This is a genomic window from Bradyrhizobium macuxiense, from assembly GCF_001542415.1.
Taxonomy (GTDB): domain Bacteria; phylum Pseudomonadota; class Alphaproteobacteria; order Rhizobiales; family Xanthobacteraceae; genus Bradyrhizobium; species Bradyrhizobium macuxiense.
The window spans coordinates 168,249-183,227 of record NZ_LNCU01000089.1; the positions used below are offsets into that span (position 1 = coordinate 168,249).

Sequence of the window (14,979 nt, forward strand, 5' to 3'; positions counted from 1 at the left end):
TACAGGAAACGCGACATGCGCCTGCGGATCGCCCATACCACCTCCTATCGCTACGAGCCGGCGGCCTCGGGCGTGATCCAGATCCTGCGCATGACGCCGGGCAGCCATGATGGGCAATATGTCGCGGAGTGGCAGATCGACGTCTCGACCGATTCCCGGCTCGACACCCACGAGGACGCGTTCGGCAACGTCACCCACGTGCTGACGCACGGCTCGATCGCCGACCTCACCATCCATTGCGAGGGTCTGATCGAGACCCACGACACCGGCGGCGTGCTGCGCGGCACCGACGAGCGGTTTCCGCCGAGCCTGTTCCTGCGCTCCACCGAGCTCACCGATCTCAACCCGGCGATGACCACCTTCGTGCGCGAGCTGCGCGCCGAGGCCAGCAGCGACGTGCTCGGCTTCCTGCATGCGCTGATGGTGCAGATCTACGAGCATATGACGTTTGACGAGGACCCGACCAACAGTGCCACCTCGGCCTCCGAGGCATTCGCGCTGAAGCGCGGCGTCTGCCAGGACTATGCGCACATCCTGATCGCCTGCGCGCGCGCCGGCGGCGTGCCGGCACGGTTCGTCTCGGGCCACTTCCTGCGCTCGGACGGCATGGTCAACCAGCAGGCCGGTCACGCCTGGGCGGAAGCCTACGTGCCCGACCTCGGCTGGGTCGGCTTCGACGCCGCCAACGGCATCTGCACCACCGACGCCCACGCCCGCGTCGCGATCGGCCTCGACTATCTCGGTGCCGCCCCGGTTCGCGGCACCCGCTACGGCGGCGGCGCCGAGACGCTGACGGTCGCGGTCAAGGTCGACCAGGCCGGTCGGCCCGGGCAATGGCAGAGCCAGACGCAGTCGTAGCGGAAGATCGACACCCTGCCCGCGCCCTCATTCCGAGCCGCCCGGTCGGCAGGAAGCGCCGGCGGATGACAGGCTCCGCGCGGCAATCCGTGTCACGACACGCGCTCAACGTCGGATTTGAGGACAACGAGGAAGCGGGCCGCTTCGCCGCCCGTCACCACCCGATGGTCGAAGGTCAGCGATAGCGGCAGCGTGCGCCGGACCGCAACTTGTCCCCGAAGCGCGACCACACGCTCCGAGATCCGCCCGGCTCCGACGATCGCCGTCTGCGGCGGCACGATGATGAGATTGGCAAAACGGCCTCCGATCATGCCGAAGTTCGACAACGTGATCGTCGCACCGCGCAGCTCTTCCGGGGGTATCGCGCGCGCGATTGCGTCGGCTCGCAGGCGGTCGAGTCCAGCCCGCAGGTCGGATACGTTCCGCTCCGCGACGTTGCGCAGCACGGGAACGATCAGGCCGCCGCCGGTGTCGACGGCGATGCCGAGATCGATGCGCTCGATCAGGCGTCGTTCTCCCGCGCCGGAATGATACCAGGCATTGAGCGCGGGCTCGGCTTTGCAGGCGGCGGCGATCGCACGCGCCAGACGGATCGTCACGTCCTCGCCCTGCCGCCAGTCGTCGATGTCGGCTTCATCGGTGACCGTCGCAGGGACGATTTCCGCATGCGCTGCCGTCATACGTTGGGCCATCGCGCGGCGCAAGCCGCGCAGCGGCTCGGCGGGTCCGCTGTGAGACATCCGCTTCGCCGCCCTTTCGACATCGGCCCGCGTGATGGTGCCGCCGGGCCCCGTCGCCTCGACGAGATCGAGCGCGACGTCGAGCTTGCGCGCGAGGGCGCGCACCGCCGGAAACACTTGAGCTCCCTGCCCGCTGGACGGCGCCGAAGCAGTTGCCGCCGCCGGCCGTTGCTCGCCGGTGCCGAGCTCGCCCACGATAGTGCCGGTGTCCTGCCCAGCGCTCTCGGCGAACTCCACGAGCGGCGCGCCGACCTTCACAATATCGCCCTTGGCACCGAACAGGCGCGCGATGCGCCCGCTCGACGGCGCCGGTATCTCGACCACCGCCTTGTCGGTCTCGACCGAAACGAGCGGCTGGTCGGTCACGACGTGATCGCCCTCGTTGACGTACCAGGTGACGATCTCCGCTTCCTCAAGACCTTCACCAAGGTCCGGCAACGTGAACTGGCGCATGGCACAACGTCCGTTGGTGTTTCAGTTGTACTGGCACGCCTTTCGGGCTGCGGTCACGATACGTCCGACCGACGGCATGTAGCGTTGCTCGAGGCGGGCCATCGGGATGATCGTGTCGTAGCCGGTGACGCGAATCACGGGCGCGAGCAGCGAGGACAGTCCGTGCTCGGCGATCAGGGCGGCGATCTCCGCGCCAAATCCGCCGGTGTGCGCGGCTTCGTGCACGATGACGCAGCGCCCGGTCTTTGCGACCGAACCGAGCACGGTGCTTTCATCGTAGGGCTTGAGCGTGGCGAGGTCGATGACCTCGGCCGCGATGCCTTCATCGGCAAGCTTGTCCGCCGCGGCCATCGTTTCCTTCAACATCGCGCCCCAGCTGATCAGCGTGACGTCGCGACCTTCCCTCAAGACAAAGGCTATATCCAGCGGCAAGGCTTCGCCGTTGTCCTCCACCTCGCCTTTCGCCGCGCGGTACAGCCGCGTCGGCTCCAGGAACACCACCGGATCGGGATCGCGGATCGCGGCGAGGAGAAGTCCATAGGCGCGCTCCGGCGACGAAGGCATCACGACACGCAAGCCCGGAATGTGGGCTAGCATCGCCTCGGTGCTTTCGGAATGATGCTCGGGCGCGCGAATGCCGGCACCGTGCGGCGTGCGCAGGACCATCGGACAGGTGAGCCGTCCCTGGGTACGGTTGCGCATCCGTGATGCGTGGTTCACCAGTTGATCGAGACAGGGATAGATAAATCCCATGAATTGGATTTCGCCGACCGGCTTCAATCCTTGCGCGGCCATGCCGACGCAGAGCCCGCTGATCAGGAGTTCGGCAAGCGGCGTATCAAGGACCCGCTCCGGACCGAAGCGCTCCTGCAAGCCGACGGTCGCGCGGAAGACGCCACCATTGACGCCGACATCTTGACCCAGCACGACCACGTCAGGATCGTCCGCCATCGCGCGGCCGAGCGCCAGATTGATGGCTTCGACCAGCGTCACCTCAGGCATCGTGCTCTCCCGCGAGTTCGCGACGCTGCGCGGCATAAGCTTCGGGCAGATCGGCATAGAGGTTGTCGAACATGGTTTCCGCGCGGCGCGGCGGCGTCGTCAGATAGCGCTCCACCGCTGCCTCGATGCGCTCATGACACTCAGCGGCAAGTTGCTCCTCGTCCGCCTTGGTCCACATCTTCTGACCGACAAGATAGGACCTGAGGCGCGCGATCGGCTCTTCCTTCCAGTGCGCCTGAACTTCTTCGGCCGAACGATAGCGCAATGCATCATCTGACGTCGTGTGATCGCCGAGCCGATAGGTGACCGCCTCGATGAAGTGAGGGCCCTTGCCGTCGCGGGCAGCGGCGATGGCTTCCTCGGCCGCGGCGCGCATCGCCACCACGTCGCTCCCGTCCACCTGCTCGCCGCTGAACCCTGCGGCGATGGCCTTCTGCGCAAGCGTCTCGGAACCCGTCTGCAGCCGCAGCGGCACCGATATGGCCCATTGATTGTTGGTGGCGACGAACACAAGCGGCAACTTGTGCACGCCGGCAAAATTCATGGCCTCGTAGACATCGCCTTTCGAGGTGGCGCCGTCGCCGAACATGCAGACCGCCACGTGCGGCTCCTTGCGCAGCTTCAGGGCATAGGCAACGCCGGCGGCGTGCGGCGCCTGTGATCCGACGGGAACGCAGAACGGGAAATCGTGGACCGGACCGGAGAATTGATTGCCCCGTTCATCGCCGCCCCAGAACAGCAGGATCTCCTCCAGCTTGACGCCACGCCAGAGCAACGCGCCATTGTCGCGATAGGAGGGTAGCAGAACGTCATCTTCCCGCATCGCACTCGCGATGCCGACCGACACCGCCTCCTGGCCGAGCGAAACGGCATAGGTTCCCAGACGACCAGTGCGCTGCAATGCAACAGCCTTTCGGTCAAACAGGCGCAAGAGCACCATCGACCGGTAAAGTTCGACGAGCAGCTTGGGATCGGTGGCGAAGGCAGGGAGCGGCCGATCTATCGAGCCGTCGGGCGCGAGATAATTGCGGCGGCGCACCTCAAAGCGCGCAATAACGGGGAGCTCTTCGTTTGCTCTTTTGCTGGCCACGCTCTCACTCCTGGAGCGGTTCTGCCTCCCACGTTCAGCTATTTGGTGTTCGAGGAACGACGATGCAATACCATGGCAGCTTCTCTCCCGGCGCGCGCGTCGGCGGCGGGATCACGCCGATCGATCGACGGGAGCCGTGGAAACAACGCCGCGATAACGGTATATGAGAGCATGGCAAATGGTCAGGTTGTCCTCGTAACAACTGAGCCGTTGGACGGCGGCCCGCCTGTTCGATCGGTCTTCTTCGTCGCTGAAGGAGACGCGGCAAAGGCCACGGCAATTATTGCGGACATGATGGCCCCGAATGAAAGGGTCGAAGCGTGGGGGCCGCTTCCCGAAGCGGCGGTCAAAGCGCTCGGACTGAAACCGGGTGACTACACCCACACCTGACTTGCACTGGCCACCCGGCGCGCGAAGCCTTTCCGGCCTCATCCTTGCACGGAGTGACTGATCTCGACACAGCGCCCTCGCTCGTGCGAATGTCGGGTGATCGTCGAGACCTGCCACCGCGTTCCCGATCACAACGCGGGGAGCCCTCTTTCTCGAGCGAGGGACATGGCGTACTCTGCAGCGAGCTGCCATTTGAGACGGGACGGGCCGACGTCGCCGTCTGACGGAACGGGCAGCAGTCAGGCCGTCGGCAGGCATCTCAGTCTGAAAGCAGCGCCTGCCTTATGTGGCGCTCCCTCAACTTCAACATGAAGCAGGTTGGCCTGCCGCGCACGCGGCAGACAAGGGCAATGCATAACCCTTGGAGGACGACATGGCGACATTCATATTGAGGATCGACTGGACCGACCAGGGAATTCGTAATGTCAAGGAAGCTCCCAAGCGCAGCAAAGCGGCGAGAGAACTCGCCAAGACGCTCGGTGTCGAGATCAAGGAGGTCTATCTCACTTCCGGCGAGCATGACATCCTTCTCCTCGCCGAAGCGCCCGTCGGTGACCACATCACAAAACTCGCGCTTGCCCTGAGCTCTCAGGGAAACATACGGACCTGCACCTCACGGGCCTGGCCCGAGGCCGAGTGGACCAAGCTGATATCCGAGCTTCCGTAGCGGCTTCCTCCGCGCACGCGCAGGAGAAGCGGAACGCTTTAGTTGTGTGAACGAGTAGAGGTACGAAGCGCACGAAAGCGACGGCGCACGCTGTTGCCCGTGGAGCAGCATGCGCTATTTATCCAGCCACACGTCTTCGAACCGCAGATTGTTGTACTGGCTGTTGTCGTGCGGATGGAAGTTCATCACATAGGGCTGCCGGCAATTGCCGGCCGACGAGTGCAGGATGATCGGCCGCGCGGCGTCCTCGACCAGCAGACGCTCGATCTCGAACACGAGCTGCTTCCGCTTGTCCTTGTCGAGCTCGCGTGACTGCGCCGCGAGCAATTTGTCGACCTCGGCGTTGCAATACTGCGTATAATTCCGCTCGGAGTTGCAGGAATAGTTCTCGACGAGATTGCCGTCGGGATCGTCGACGCTGACTCCAGTGACGTTCAGCCCGATCGTATAATCCTTGCGCTGCAGCCGCGAATACCAGCGCGGCGTGTCCACGATGTCGAGCTCGGCCACGATGTAGATCTTCTTGAGCTGGTCGGCGAGGATCACCGCCGGATCGCGATAGGTTGGCAGATTGCGGGTCTGGATCTTGATCGGCAGAGGCTTGGCGTCGCTGTAACCGAGCTTTTGCATGATCGCCTGCGCCTCTGTGAGGTTCTTCTCGGTGTCAGGCCCATAGCCCGGCAACTTTGCCAACACATCTGCCGGCATGCCCCACTCGCCCTCGGGCTTGGCCAGCATCGCGCCGCCGAGCCGCCCCGTACCCTCGAAAAGAATCGTGTTGAACGCCTTGCGGTCGAGCGCGAGCGACATCGCGCGGCGAATGTCGGGATTGTCGAACGGCGGATTGACGCGGTTCACCATCAGATTGATCTGAGTGTTGGTCGCCGTCGTCTCGCAGATCGCGTTCGGCGCGCGCGCCTTGACATCCTTCATCAGGGGAATCGTGACGTCGGATGGAAAGGTGATGTCGTAGTCGCCGGTCGCGAACGCCAGCATGCGCGTCGCGCGGCTGTCGATCGTGCGCACGGTGATCTCGTCGAGATACGGCCGATCCTTCTTGAAGTAGTCGGGGTTGCGCACCAGGCGGATCGAGTCACCGCGCTTGAACTCGACGAATTTGAACGGCCCGGTGCCAACGGGCTTGGTGCGCATCACCTGCTGCGGCACATGGCAGGGATAGACGACCGAGAAGGCGCTGGCGAGCAGCGAGAGCAGGCCGGGCTGCGGCTCGGTCAACTCGAACGTTGCCTCATCATCGCCGTTGATACTGACGTCCTTGAGTTTCGTGTACCAGACCTTACGCGGATTGCGCTTGAAGTCCTGGGTCTCGCCCTTTCCGATCAGCATCCGCCAGGTGCATTGCACGTCCTTGGCGGTGAAGGGTTGGCCATCATGCCATTTCACGCCGTGCCGCAGCTTGAAAGTGAGCTTGGTGTTGGTCGCGTCCCACGACCAGCTTTCGGCGAGATCGGGGATCACGGTATCGACGCTCTCGTGCACCTTCGCCGGATCGAACACCACGAGATTGTTGAACACCGCGGCGAACGGCATCACCGAGGCGATGGTGGATTCCTCCAGCAGCGAGGTCGAGGGCGGATTGTCGTTGTGATAGAGCCGCAGGGTCCCGCCCTTCTTCTGGGCAACGGCAGGGCTCGCAGCCATCGTCACGATGCTCAATGCCGCGATGCATGCGGACAGTTTGAACGACATTCTCGCCTCCCGGAATTTCTTGTTCTTGTCGGTAAGGAGCAGTCGAGCACAACGCCGCTCGCCCTGCAATCGTCGAGATATCCCGCAGTGTCTGTGGACACGCGCGTCGTGCTATAGACCCTTGACGGATATCAACGGAGGCGACCATGGCAACGGTAACACTGCTTTCTGACGCTGAACTCTCGCCGGAGGCGCGCGCGGTGTTCGAGGATATCCGCAAGACGCGACAATCTGACTTCGTGAACAATTTCTGGCGGGCGCTCGCGCATGATCCGAAAACCCTTCGCCGGACCTGGGAGAGCATCAAGGAGGTGATGGCGCCGGGGGCACTGGATCCGAAGGTCAAGGAAATGCTCTACGTCGCGGTTTCGATTGCCCATGGCTGCAGCTATTGCATCCATTCGCACACCGCGGCCGCCCGCGCGAAAGGCATGACGGACGCCGAATATCGCGAGATGGTTGCCATCGTCGGCATGGCCTCAGAGACGAACCGGCTGGTCACCGCGCTTGGTGTTCCCGTCGACGACGCCTTCCTCGTCAATGCGCCTTCGACCCGGGATTTGTGTACTCGCGCCGCATGTCGCACGACGGGAATTAGGGTTGGATGATGCGGTAAAATTGGCTACTAGTTTCCCCCGCCGAGAAGCTCGGACCGTTGGGGACTGGAAATGACCTATTGCTGCGGAATTCTGGTGCGAGACGGTCTCGTCATGATCGCGGACACCCGCACCAATGCCGGCCTCGACAACGTCTCGACCTTCCGCAAGCTCCACATCTTCGAAGCTCCCGGCGAGCGCATCATGGCGATCGCGAGCGCCGGCAATCTGGCGATCAGCCAGTCGGTGCTGTCGACCCTGACCGAAGGCATGGAGGACCCGCACACCGGCGAGGTCGAGACGCTGCTGAATGCGCCGACCATGTTCCAGGCGGCGCAGCGCATCGGCCGCGCCATCCGCGCGGTGCACGCCACCGAGGGCGACGCGCTGCGCGCCGAGGACATCTCCTTCGACGTCTCCTTCCTGTTCGGCGGCCAGATCAAGGGCTCGCGGATGCGCCTGTTCATGGTCTACACCGCCGGCAACTTCATCGAATGCACCGCCGATACGCCCTATTTGCAGATCGGCGAGCACAAATACGGCAAGCCGGTGCTCGACCGGGCCATGCATTACGACGTCGAGCTCTATGAGGCATTGAAGGCTGGCCTGATCTCGATGGATTCGACGATGCGCTCCAACCTCGGCGTCGGCCTGCCGATCGACGTGCTGGTGGTGCGCACGGATGCCTGCGAGGCCGATCTCAATCACCGCATCGAGGCCGGCGAGCCCTATTTCCACGACCTGCGCTCGCGCTGGTCGGCGGCGCTGCGCGCGGCACACCAGAATATTCCGCGACCGCCCTACAAGAACGAAATCGAAGCAAAGGCCAAGAAAGAGGAAACCAGATGACCGAGGCCACCAACAAGATCGCACTCGTCACCGGTGCCGGCACCGGCGTCGGACGCGCTGCGTCGCTCGCCCTGATGAACGCAGGCTACACCGTCGTGCTCACCGGGCGCCGCCTGGAGATGCTGGAGGAGACCGCCAGGCTCGGCCCCGCCGGCAAGAGCCTCTGCGTCACGGCCGACATGACCAGTCCGGCCGCGATCGCCGCGCTGTTCGACAAGGTGAAGGCGACCTATGGCCGGCTCGACGTGCTGTTCAACAACGCCGGCATGGGCGCGCCGCCGGTCAATTTCGAGGATCTGCCGCTCGAGCAGTGGCAGGCCGTGGTGAACACCAACCTCACCGCTCCGTTCCTGTGCACCCAGCACGCCTTCCGCATCATGAAGGACCAGAAGCCGCGCGGCGGCCGCATCATCAACAACGGCTCGATCTCCGCGCACGCGCCGCGGCCGTTCTCGGCGGCCTACACCTCGACCAAGCACGCCATCACCGGCCTCACCAAGGCCTCCAATCTCGACGGCCGCATGTACGACATCGCGGTCGGCCAGGTGGACATCGGCAATGCCGCGACCCCGATGACCGATCGCATGGTCAACGGCCCCGGCGTGCTGCAGCCCGATGGCACGACGAAGCACGAGCCGCGCATGGACGCGAAGGCGGTCGGCGATGCCGTTGCCTACATGGCGGGCCTGCCGCTCGACGCCAACGTGCTGTTCATGACTGTCATGGCGACCAAGATGCCGTTCGTGGGACGGGGCTGACCTTCCCCCTCTCCCCGCTTGAGGCATGGCTATCACGACGGCATGGCGCGGCCATGCCGTCGCAGGGGCGCACTGTCAAAATATCGTAAACAACCCCATGCAAAGTAGCCGCGGTTGCCGGCGTCCGACACGGCAACTTGACACGTCGGACAAATCAGCAGTATTTTTCCATTATTCCGAAATCGTGCGGGCCGACGAGTCTACACGCGGACGGTGAGAGACGAACTCGCTGAGAGTCCGCTCACGCGCCGCTTCACGTCGGCCTCTCGCCGCAAGCGGGGCGAGGTAAGAAACCCTACTCCAGCTTCTCCACATTCCGCAGCGTCGGGAACAGCTTCATCCAGAGCAGCGCGATCGCGACGGTGGCGACGCCGCCGAGCACGGCCGACGGCACGGTGCCGAGCAGCGCCGCGGCGACGCCGCTCTCGAACTGGCCGAGCTGGTTCGACGCATTGATGAACAGGAAGTTCACCGCACCGACGCGGCCGCGCATGTCGTCGGGCGTTGCGAGTTGTACCAGCGAGAAGCGGATCACGACGCTGATCGTGTCGGCCGCGCCGAGTATCGCGAGCGCCAGCACCGACAGCCACATCCAGTGCGACAGCGCGAACACAATTGTTGCCAGGCCGAACACGATGACCGACTGGAACATCCGTATTCCCACGCGGCGGTTGATGGTGTGCCGCGCCAGCACCATCGTCATCAGGAACGCGCCGACCGCGGGCGCTGCGCGCAGGATGCCGAGGCCGAGCGGACCGGTTTGCAGGATATCGCGCGCATAGATCGGCAGCAGTGCAGCGACGCCGCCGAACAGCACGGCGAACAGGTCGAGCGAGATGGTGCCGAGGATCGCCGGATTGCTGCGAACGAAGGTGACGCCGGCATACAGGTCATCCGAAGATGCATCGTTCTTCGCGGGCGCCTGCGGCAGCCGGCCGATGCCTCCGGTCAGGACCATGCCGAACAGCCAGAACACGGTCATGACAGCGTAAGCGAGGCTCGGCATCACCGCATAGGCGAAACCGCCGAGCGCGGGTCCGGTGATGGTCGCGATCTGCGCGGCCCCGCTCGATATGGCGGTCGCACGCTGCAACGAGCCCGACGGAGCGATCAAGGGCAGCAGCGCGGCGGTCGCCGGGCTTTCGAACGCCCCGGCGATGCCGAGCACGAAGGTCGCGGCAAAAATCTGCAACTCGGAGACGGTGCCGGCAAAGGTGCTTACCGCGAGGAACAATGCGGTCAGCACCTCCGCAAACTGGCAGACCTGCACCACGCGCCTGCGCTCGAAGCGGTCGGCGGCATGACCGGCGACGAACACGAGCAGCGCCGTCGGCAGGAATTGGACCAGGCCGACCATGCCGAGGGCGAAGGCGCTACCGGTCAGATCGTAGATCTGCCAGCCGATCGCCACCGCACCGATCTGGCTCGAGAAACGCGACAGGCTGCGCGAAGACAGGAAGAACAGGAAGGATCTGTGACCGAGCAGATCGCGAACGCCGACGGTCGTTGCGGAAGGCATTGCCGAGCCGTGGCCGACCGCCTGCAACTTGTCAATGGCGGCGATGCCGGAGCTTCTCCGTTTCGATGAATCGGAACGGCTCTAGATTCTTGTTTTGCCGCGTTTTCTTCACACGCATCGGTATCCACTTCGCTCAAACGCGCAACAGCATTGCGCTGCGCGAGACCCCTGCCATAATCGCGCGACGGGTTTTCGGGGTCTTGATGCTGCAATTGCAATCGGCGTTTGGCGTGGTGGCGATCCTTGCGATTGCCTGGGCATTCGGGGAGAACCGCCGCGCGGTGTCGCTGCGGCAGGCCGCGATCGGGTTGGCCGTCACCATCGTCACCGCGCTGGTGCTGATCAAGGTGCCGCTGGTGACAAAAGCCTTTGGCACGATCAACGATGCCGTCGGCACCATCGCCGCCGCGACGCGGGCTGGCACGGCCTTCGTGTTCGGCTATGTCGGCGGCGGCCCGGCGCCGTTCGACCCCAAGGCGCCGGGCACGGATTTCATCCTCGCCTTCCAGGCGCTGCCGATTGTCCTCGTGATGAGCGTGCTGACGACGCTGCTGTTCTATTGGCGCGTGCTGCCGCCGGTGGTGCGCGGCATGGCCTGGCTGCTCGAGCGCACGCTCGGCGTCGGCGGGGNGGGGCGGTCGGGCTCTCGACCGCGGCCAACATCTTCCTCGGCATGGTGGAGGCGCCGCTCTTCATCCGCCCCTATCTGGCGCAGCTCAGCCGCAGCGAATTGTTTCTGGTGATGACTGGCGGCATGGCGGGGATCGCCGGCACCGTGCTCGTGCTCTACGCCACGCTTCTTGCGCCGCTGATTCCCGATGCCGCCGCGCATTTCGTCATTGCCTCGGTGCTCGGCGCGCCGGCCGCCATCCTCGTCAGCCTGATCATGGTGCCGGAAACGACAGAGAAGCGCACCGGCGGATCGCTCGACGATCCCGAGATCCATGTCTCGTCGACGATGGATGCGATCGTGAAGGGCACCGCGGCCGGGCTCGAGCTGCTGATGAACATCATCGCGATGCTGCTGGTGCTGGTCGCGCTGGTGTATCTCCTCAATGCTATCATCGGCCTGTTGCCGGAGGTGGGCGGCGCGAGGATCTCGCTGCAGCGACTGCTGGGTTATGCGATGGCGCCGGTGTGCTGGCTGATGGGCCTGCCCTGGTCACAGGCGGTCACGGCCGGAAGCCTGATGGGCACCAAGACCGTGCTGAACGAGCTGATCGCCTATGTCGACCTGTCGAAGCTCGGCTCCGACGCGCTCGATCCGCGCTCGCGGCTGATCATGCTCTACGCGATGTGCGGCTTCGCCAATTTCGCCAGCCTCGGCATCATGATCGGCGGGCTCGGCACCATGGCGCCCGAGCGGCGCGACGAGATCAACGCCCTCGGACTGAAGTCGATCGTATCGGGCACCCTGACGACGTGCCTGATGGGAGCAATCGTGGGCGCGTTGACGGCCTAGACCGGGATGAATTTTGGTTGAATCGGCTCGCCAAGGTTTCGGATCACCTCTCCCCGCCGGGGAGAGGTGATCCTTCGACGCCGTTCCAGCTCAACCCAATCTCATCGCGCTATAGACTGTCATGCCCGGGCTTGACGGCAGCAGCGTTTACGCCGTCAACTCCACCGTCTTGAACTCCGCCGGCAGGATGACCTCCAGCAACTCGACGTCGTCGGAGTAGTCCAGGATCATGTGCCGGATCCGCGGTGGCTGGGTCCACGCGCTGCCTTGCGTCATCAGCGTCTCGCCCTCGCCCTCCATGTAGGTCTTCACCCAGCCCTTGAGCACGTAGACCATCTGGAATTCGACGTCATGGTAATGCAGCTTCGACACCTCGTCCGGATTGCACGGACCTTGCAGCCGGATCACATGCGCCTGCACCAGGCCGTGTGACGCGGCCGCGATGCCGAGGTCGCGATAGCTCGCATAGGCACGCAAGCCATCGGCCTTGAAATCCTCTTCGCGGTGATGGCTGATGGCGACGCGCTGCTTCGGGCGTGCCTTGGTGGTCTTTGATGCAGTCTTCTTCGCTGTCGAGACGAGGCCCTTCGACTTGATGGTCTTGCGCGCAGAGGATTTGGCGGTGGTTCTGAGCCCCATCCATTTCTTCCTCACCGCGGTCTTGGCTGCGGGTCTTGATGCCGGCTTTCGTTTGGCCATTGTTACCTCCCGTCTTCAATCGGACGACGCTAGCACAAAAGCCTTTTGTGGAGTGGGCAAAGCCATCGGTCGCGCGAACGTGCTCCCGCCGAACGAGGCTCGGCGTGCGCGATCTCTGCACGCAGCCAAATCGTCGCGGAGACGGCGCAGTCGCGCCGTGTCGTTCCGCAGCTCAATGCAGCCGGAAGACGCCGCCGACGGCGCGCAGCTCCGCAGGCTTGACCAGCTTGGAGTGCGCCACCGTCACCGAGAACAGCGGCCCCTCGAGCTTCTGCTGCCAGAAGGCGAGGAAATCCTGCAGCGCCGGAAATTTCGGGAAGAGGTCGTAATTCTGCCAGACGTAGGTCTGCAGCAGCGAAGGATGATCCGGCATCCGATAGAGGATTTGCGCCGTCGTTAGCCCGTACCCCAGCAACTGCTTCCGGAAATCGTCGGAAACAACCCCACCAACCCGCGAGACCATGCCAACCTCCTGTGACGGAGCGCATGTGCTGAGGCGGCCGACCTGCCGGGGCCACCGCCGGCAAAGATGCGCTCACATGAGAGAAATGTGACGCACGCGACTAACCCATCACAAGCCCAAATGTTTAATCAGTTGTTGAAATTCTGCGCGTTGGCAGCAGCTTACCGCAGGTGCTAATACGAGCTGCGGCTCCCAAGCCCGTATTAAGCATGACCGGCAATGCTGGCAGACGGCCAAACCGAGTGCCAATTTTTCTGCTAGAAGCCCTTGCCCGGTGCCCGGGACTGGCCTATCTCCAACTCGGCTGGGCTGGCACTCGCTGGCTCGGACTGCTAACTCTCCAAAATTCTACAACATATCCAAATGTTTAGGAGGACTGCATGAAATTCCGTCCGCTTCACGACCGCGTCGTGGTCAAGCGCATCGACGCCGAAGAGAAGACCGCTGGCGGCATCATCATTCCGGACACTGCCAAGGAAAAGCCCTCCCAGGGCGAAGTCGTCGCCGTCGGCCCGGGTGGCCGCGACGAAGCCGGCAAGCTGATCCCCATCGACCTCAAGGTCGGCGACCGCGTCCTGTTCGGCAAGTGGTCCGGCACCGAGGTCAAGATCGACGGTGAAGACCTGTTGATCATGAAGGAAAGCGACATCATGGGCGTGCTCGACGTCCCCGCTTCCAAGAAGAAGGCCGCTTAAGCGCCCCTCTCCCTCCCTGGTTAAATCTCTCAAGGAAAAACTCAGATGGCAGCTAAAGAAGTCAAATTCTCCGTCGAGGCGCGCGACAAGATGCTGCGCGGCGTCGACGTCCTCGCCAACGCGGTGAAGGTCACCCTCGGCCCGAAGGGCCGCAACGTCGTGCTCGAAAAGTCGTTCGGCGCTCCCCGCATCACCAAGGACGGCGTCACCGTCGCCAAGGAGATCGAGCTCGAGGACAAGTTCGAGAACATGGGCGCGCAGATGGTGCGCGAAGTCGCCTCCAAGTCCGCTGACGCGGCCGGCGACGGCACCACCACCGCCACCGTGCTCGCCCAGGCGATCGTGAAGGAAGGCGCCAAGTCGGTTGCCGCCGGCATGAACCCGATGGATCTGAAGCGCGGTATCGACCTCGCGGTCGAGGCCGTCGTTGCGGACCTGCAGAAGAACTCCAAGAAGGTCACCTCGAACGAGGAAATCGCCCAGGTCGGCACCATCTCGGCCAACGGCGACGCCGAAATCGGCAAGTTCCTCGCCGACGCGATGAAGAAGGTCGGCAACGAGGGCGTCATCACCGTTGAAGAAGCCAAGTCGCTCGAGACCGAACTCGACGTCGTCGAGGGCATGCAGTTCGACCGCGGCTACATCTCGCCCTACTTCGTCACCAACGCCGACAAGATGCGCGTTGAGATGGACGATGCCTACATCCTCATCAACGAGAAGAAGCTCTCCTCGCTGAACGAGCTGCTCCCGCTGCTCGAGGCCGTGGTGCAGACCGGCAAGCCGCTGGTCATCGTCGCTGAAGACGTCGAAGGCGAAGCCCTTGCCACCCTCGTCGTCAACCGCCTGCGCGGCGGCCTGAAGGTCGCGGCCGTCAAGGCTCCGGGCTTCGGCGATCGCCGCAAGGCCATGCTGCAGGACATCGCGATCCTGACCGGCGGCCAGGCCATCTCGGAAGACCTCGGCATCAAGCTCGAGAACGTCACGCTGCAGATGCTCGGTCGCGCCAAGAAGGTGATGATCGACAAGGA

The 14,979-nt window shown here is 63.9% G+C and carries 16 protein-coding genes and 1 pseudogene; 10 read left to right on the top strand and 7 right to left on the bottom strand.

Annotation, left to right across the window (positions count from 1 at the left end; all coding sequences use genetic code 11):
- Nucleotides 1–15: 15 nt before the first annotated feature.
- Nucleotides 16–858: a transglutaminase family protein gene (locus AS156_RS27285; protein ID WP_066511007.1), complete on the top strand. Its 843-nt coding sequence runs from the start codon at nucleotides 16–18 to the stop codon at nucleotides 856–858.
- A gap of 92 nt (nucleotides 859–950) precedes the next feature.
- Here AS156_RS27285 and AS156_RS27290 read toward each other — a convergent pair whose 3' ends face one another.
- The 3 genes from AS156_RS27290 to pdhA are packed head-to-tail and all read right to left on the bottom strand — an operon-like array spanning nucleotide 951 to nucleotide 4,143.
- The gene (locus AS156_RS27290; RefSeq protein WP_066511008.1) at nucleotides 951–2,051 is read right to left on the bottom strand and encodes a dihydrolipoamide acetyltransferase family protein; all 1,101 of its coding nucleotides are present in this window, start codon (nucleotides 2,049–2,051) and stop codon (nucleotides 951–953) included.
- A gap of 21 nt (nucleotides 2,052–2,072) precedes the next feature.
- Entirely contained in the window at nucleotides 2,073–3,053 is a 981-nt protein-coding gene (locus AS156_RS27295) for an alpha-ketoacid dehydrogenase subunit beta (RefSeq protein WP_066511106.1), read from the bottom strand.
- Nucleotides 3,046–4,143 carry a pyruvate dehydrogenase (acetyl-transferring) E1 component subunit alpha gene (pdhA, locus tag AS156_RS27300; RefSeq protein ID WP_245313085.1) on the bottom strand — a complete coding sequence of 366 codons (1,098 nt, stop codon included), beginning with the start codon at nucleotides 4,141–4,143 and terminating at the stop codon, nucleotides 3,046–3,048. The genes AS156_RS27295 and pdhA overlap by 8 nt, the downstream gene beginning before the upstream one ends.
- Before the next feature lie 72 nt (nucleotides 4,144–4,215).
- Here pdhA and AS156_RS27305 point away from each other — a divergent pair, with 72 nt between their 5' ends.
- Together AS156_RS27305 and AS156_RS27310 are read left to right on the top strand one after the other, a co-directional pair.
- On the top strand, nucleotides 4,216–4,533 hold the full coding sequence (locus tag AS156_RS27305; protein WP_245313086.1) for a hypothetical protein: 318 nt from the start codon (nucleotides 4,216–4,218) through the stop codon (nucleotides 4,531–4,533).
- A gap of 373 nt (nucleotides 4,534–4,906) precedes the next feature.
- Complete coding sequence (locus tag AS156_RS27310; RefSeq protein WP_066511111.1) at nucleotides 4,907–5,200, top strand: GYD domain-containing protein; 294 nt, start codon at nucleotides 4,907–4,909, stop codon at nucleotides 5,198–5,200.
- 114 nt (nucleotides 5,201–5,314) lie between these two features.
- On the opposite strand, the gene AS156_RS27315 is transcribed toward AS156_RS27310, so the two are convergent.
- A complete protein-coding gene (locus tag AS156_RS27315) occupies nucleotides 5,315–6,910 on the bottom strand; it encodes an ABC transporter substrate-binding protein (protein WP_066511013.1) in 1,596 nt (531 codons plus the stop codon).
- A 146-nt stretch (nucleotides 6,911–7,056) separates the two neighbouring features.
- On the opposite strand from AS156_RS27315, the gene AS156_RS27320 reads away from it, so the two are divergent.
- From AS156_RS27320 to AS156_RS27330, 3 genes are read left to right on the top strand one after another with little or no spacing between them, the layout of a single operon-like run.
- Nucleotides 7,057–7,518 carry a carboxymuconolactone decarboxylase family protein gene (locus tag AS156_RS27320; protein WP_066511017.1) on the top strand — a complete coding sequence of 154 codons (462 nt, stop codon included), beginning with the start codon at nucleotides 7,057–7,059 and terminating at the stop codon, nucleotides 7,516–7,518.
- Between the two features lie 60 nt (nucleotides 7,519–7,578).
- A complete protein-coding gene (locus AS156_RS27325; protein ID WP_066511020.1) occupies nucleotides 7,579–8,355 on the top strand; it encodes a proteasome-type protease in 777 nt (258 codons plus the stop codon).
- Nucleotides 8,352–9,113 carry an SDR family oxidoreductase gene (locus tag AS156_RS27330; RefSeq protein WP_066511023.1) on the top strand — a complete coding sequence of 254 codons (762 nt, stop codon included), beginning with the start codon at nucleotides 8,352–8,354 and terminating at the stop codon, nucleotides 9,111–9,113. Before AS156_RS27325 ends, AS156_RS27330 begins: the two co-directional genes overlap by 4 nt.
- A 295-nt stretch (nucleotides 9,114–9,408) precedes the next feature.
- On the opposite strand, the gene AS156_RS27335 is transcribed toward AS156_RS27330, so the two are convergent.
- Nucleotides 9,409–10,632, bottom strand: a complete 1,224-nt coding sequence (locus tag AS156_RS27335; RefSeq protein ID WP_066511114.1) for an MFS transporter — start codon at nucleotides 10,630–10,632, stop codon at nucleotides 9,409–9,411.
- 203 nt (nucleotides 10,633–10,835) lie between these two features.
- Here AS156_RS27335 and AS156_RS45010 point away from each other — a divergent pair.
- Together AS156_RS45010 and AS156_RS27340 are read left to right on the top strand one after the other, a co-directional pair.
- On the top strand, nucleotides 10,836–11,262 hold a 427-nt coding region (locus tag AS156_RS45010), incomplete at its 3' end, for a Na+ dependent nucleoside transporter N-terminal domain-containing protein (protein ID WP_430641817.1).
- Between the two features lies 1 nt (nucleotide 11,263).
- Nucleotides 11,264–12,094, top strand: a pseudogene (locus tag AS156_RS27340) (NupC/NupG family nucleoside CNT transporter); the annotation flags it as partial.
- A gap of 147 nt (nucleotides 12,095–12,241) precedes the next feature.
- Here AS156_RS27340 and AS156_RS27345 read toward each other — a convergent pair.
- A complete protein-coding gene (locus AS156_RS27345) occupies nucleotides 12,242–12,793 on the bottom strand; it encodes a cupin domain-containing protein (RefSeq protein WP_066511025.1) in 552 nt (183 codons plus the stop codon).
- A gap of 172 nt (nucleotides 12,794–12,965) precedes the next feature.
- Complete coding sequence (locus AS156_RS27350) at nucleotides 12,966–13,256, bottom strand: usg protein (RefSeq protein ID WP_066511027.1); 291 nt, start codon at nucleotides 13,254–13,256, stop codon at nucleotides 12,966–12,968.
- A gap of 380 nt (nucleotides 13,257–13,636) precedes the next feature.
- On the opposite strand from AS156_RS27350, the gene groES reads away from it, so the two are divergent.
- Together groES and groEL are read left to right on the top strand one after the other, a co-directional pair.
- Nucleotides 13,637–13,951, top strand: a complete 315-nt coding sequence (gene groES / locus AS156_RS27355; protein WP_027560139.1) for a co-chaperone GroES — start codon at nucleotides 13,637–13,639, stop codon at nucleotides 13,949–13,951.
- A gap of 45 nt (nucleotides 13,952–13,996) precedes the next feature.
- On the top strand, nucleotides 13,997–14,979 hold a 983-nt coding region (groEL, locus tag AS156_RS27360), incomplete at its 3' end, for a chaperonin GroEL (protein ID WP_136626452.1).

Bases quoted from the DNA above. Each gene is read 5' to 3' on its own strand.
- AS156_RS27315 (WP_066511013.1), bottom strand. From the start codon at position 6,910: ATGTCGTTCAAACTGTCCGCATGCATCGCGGCATTGAGCATCGTGACG.
- AS156_RS27290 (WP_066511008.1), bottom strand. From the start codon at position 2,051: ATGCGCCAGTTCACGTTGCCGGACCTTGGTGAAGGTCTTGAGGAAGCG.
- AS156_RS27320 (WP_066511017.1), top strand. From the start codon at position 7,057: ATGGCAACGGTAACACTGCTTTCTGACGCTGAACTCTCGCCGGAGGCG.
- groES (WP_027560139.1), top strand. From the start codon at position 13,637: ATGAAATTCCGTCCGCTTCACGACCGCGTCGTGGTCAAGCGCATCGAC.
- AS156_RS27325 (WP_066511020.1), top strand. From the start codon at position 7,579: ATGACCTATTGCTGCGGAATTCTGGTGCGAGACGGTCTCGTCATGATC.
- AS156_RS27345 (WP_066511025.1), bottom strand. From the start codon at position 12,793: ATGGCCAAACGAAAGCCGGCATCAAGACCCGCAGCCAAGACCGCGGTG.
- AS156_RS27335 (WP_066511114.1), bottom strand. From the start codon at position 10,632: ATGCCTTCCGCAACGACCGTCGGCGTTCGCGATCTGCTCGGTCACAGA.
- AS156_RS27305 (WP_245313086.1), top strand. From the start codon at position 4,216: ATGGCAGCTTCTCTCCCGGCGCGCGCGTCGGCGGCGGGATCACGCCGA.
- AS156_RS27330 (WP_066511023.1), top strand. From the start codon at position 8,352: ATGACCGAGGCCACCAACAAGATCGCACTCGTCACCGGTGCCGGCACC.
- AS156_RS27295 (WP_066511106.1), bottom strand. From the start codon at position 3,053: ATGCCTGAGGTGACGCTGGTCGAAGCCATCAATCTGGCGCTCGGCCGC.
- AS156_RS27350 (WP_066511027.1), bottom strand. From the start codon at position 13,256: ATGGTCTCGCGGGTTGGTGGGGTTGTTTCCGACGATTTCCGGAAGCAG.
- AS156_RS27310 (WP_066511111.1), top strand. From the start codon at position 4,907: ATGGCGACATTCATATTGAGGATCGACTGGACCGACCAGGGAATTCGT.
- AS156_RS27285 (WP_066511007.1), top strand. From the start codon at position 16: ATGCGCCTGCGGATCGCCCATACCACCTCCTATCGCTACGAGCCGGCG.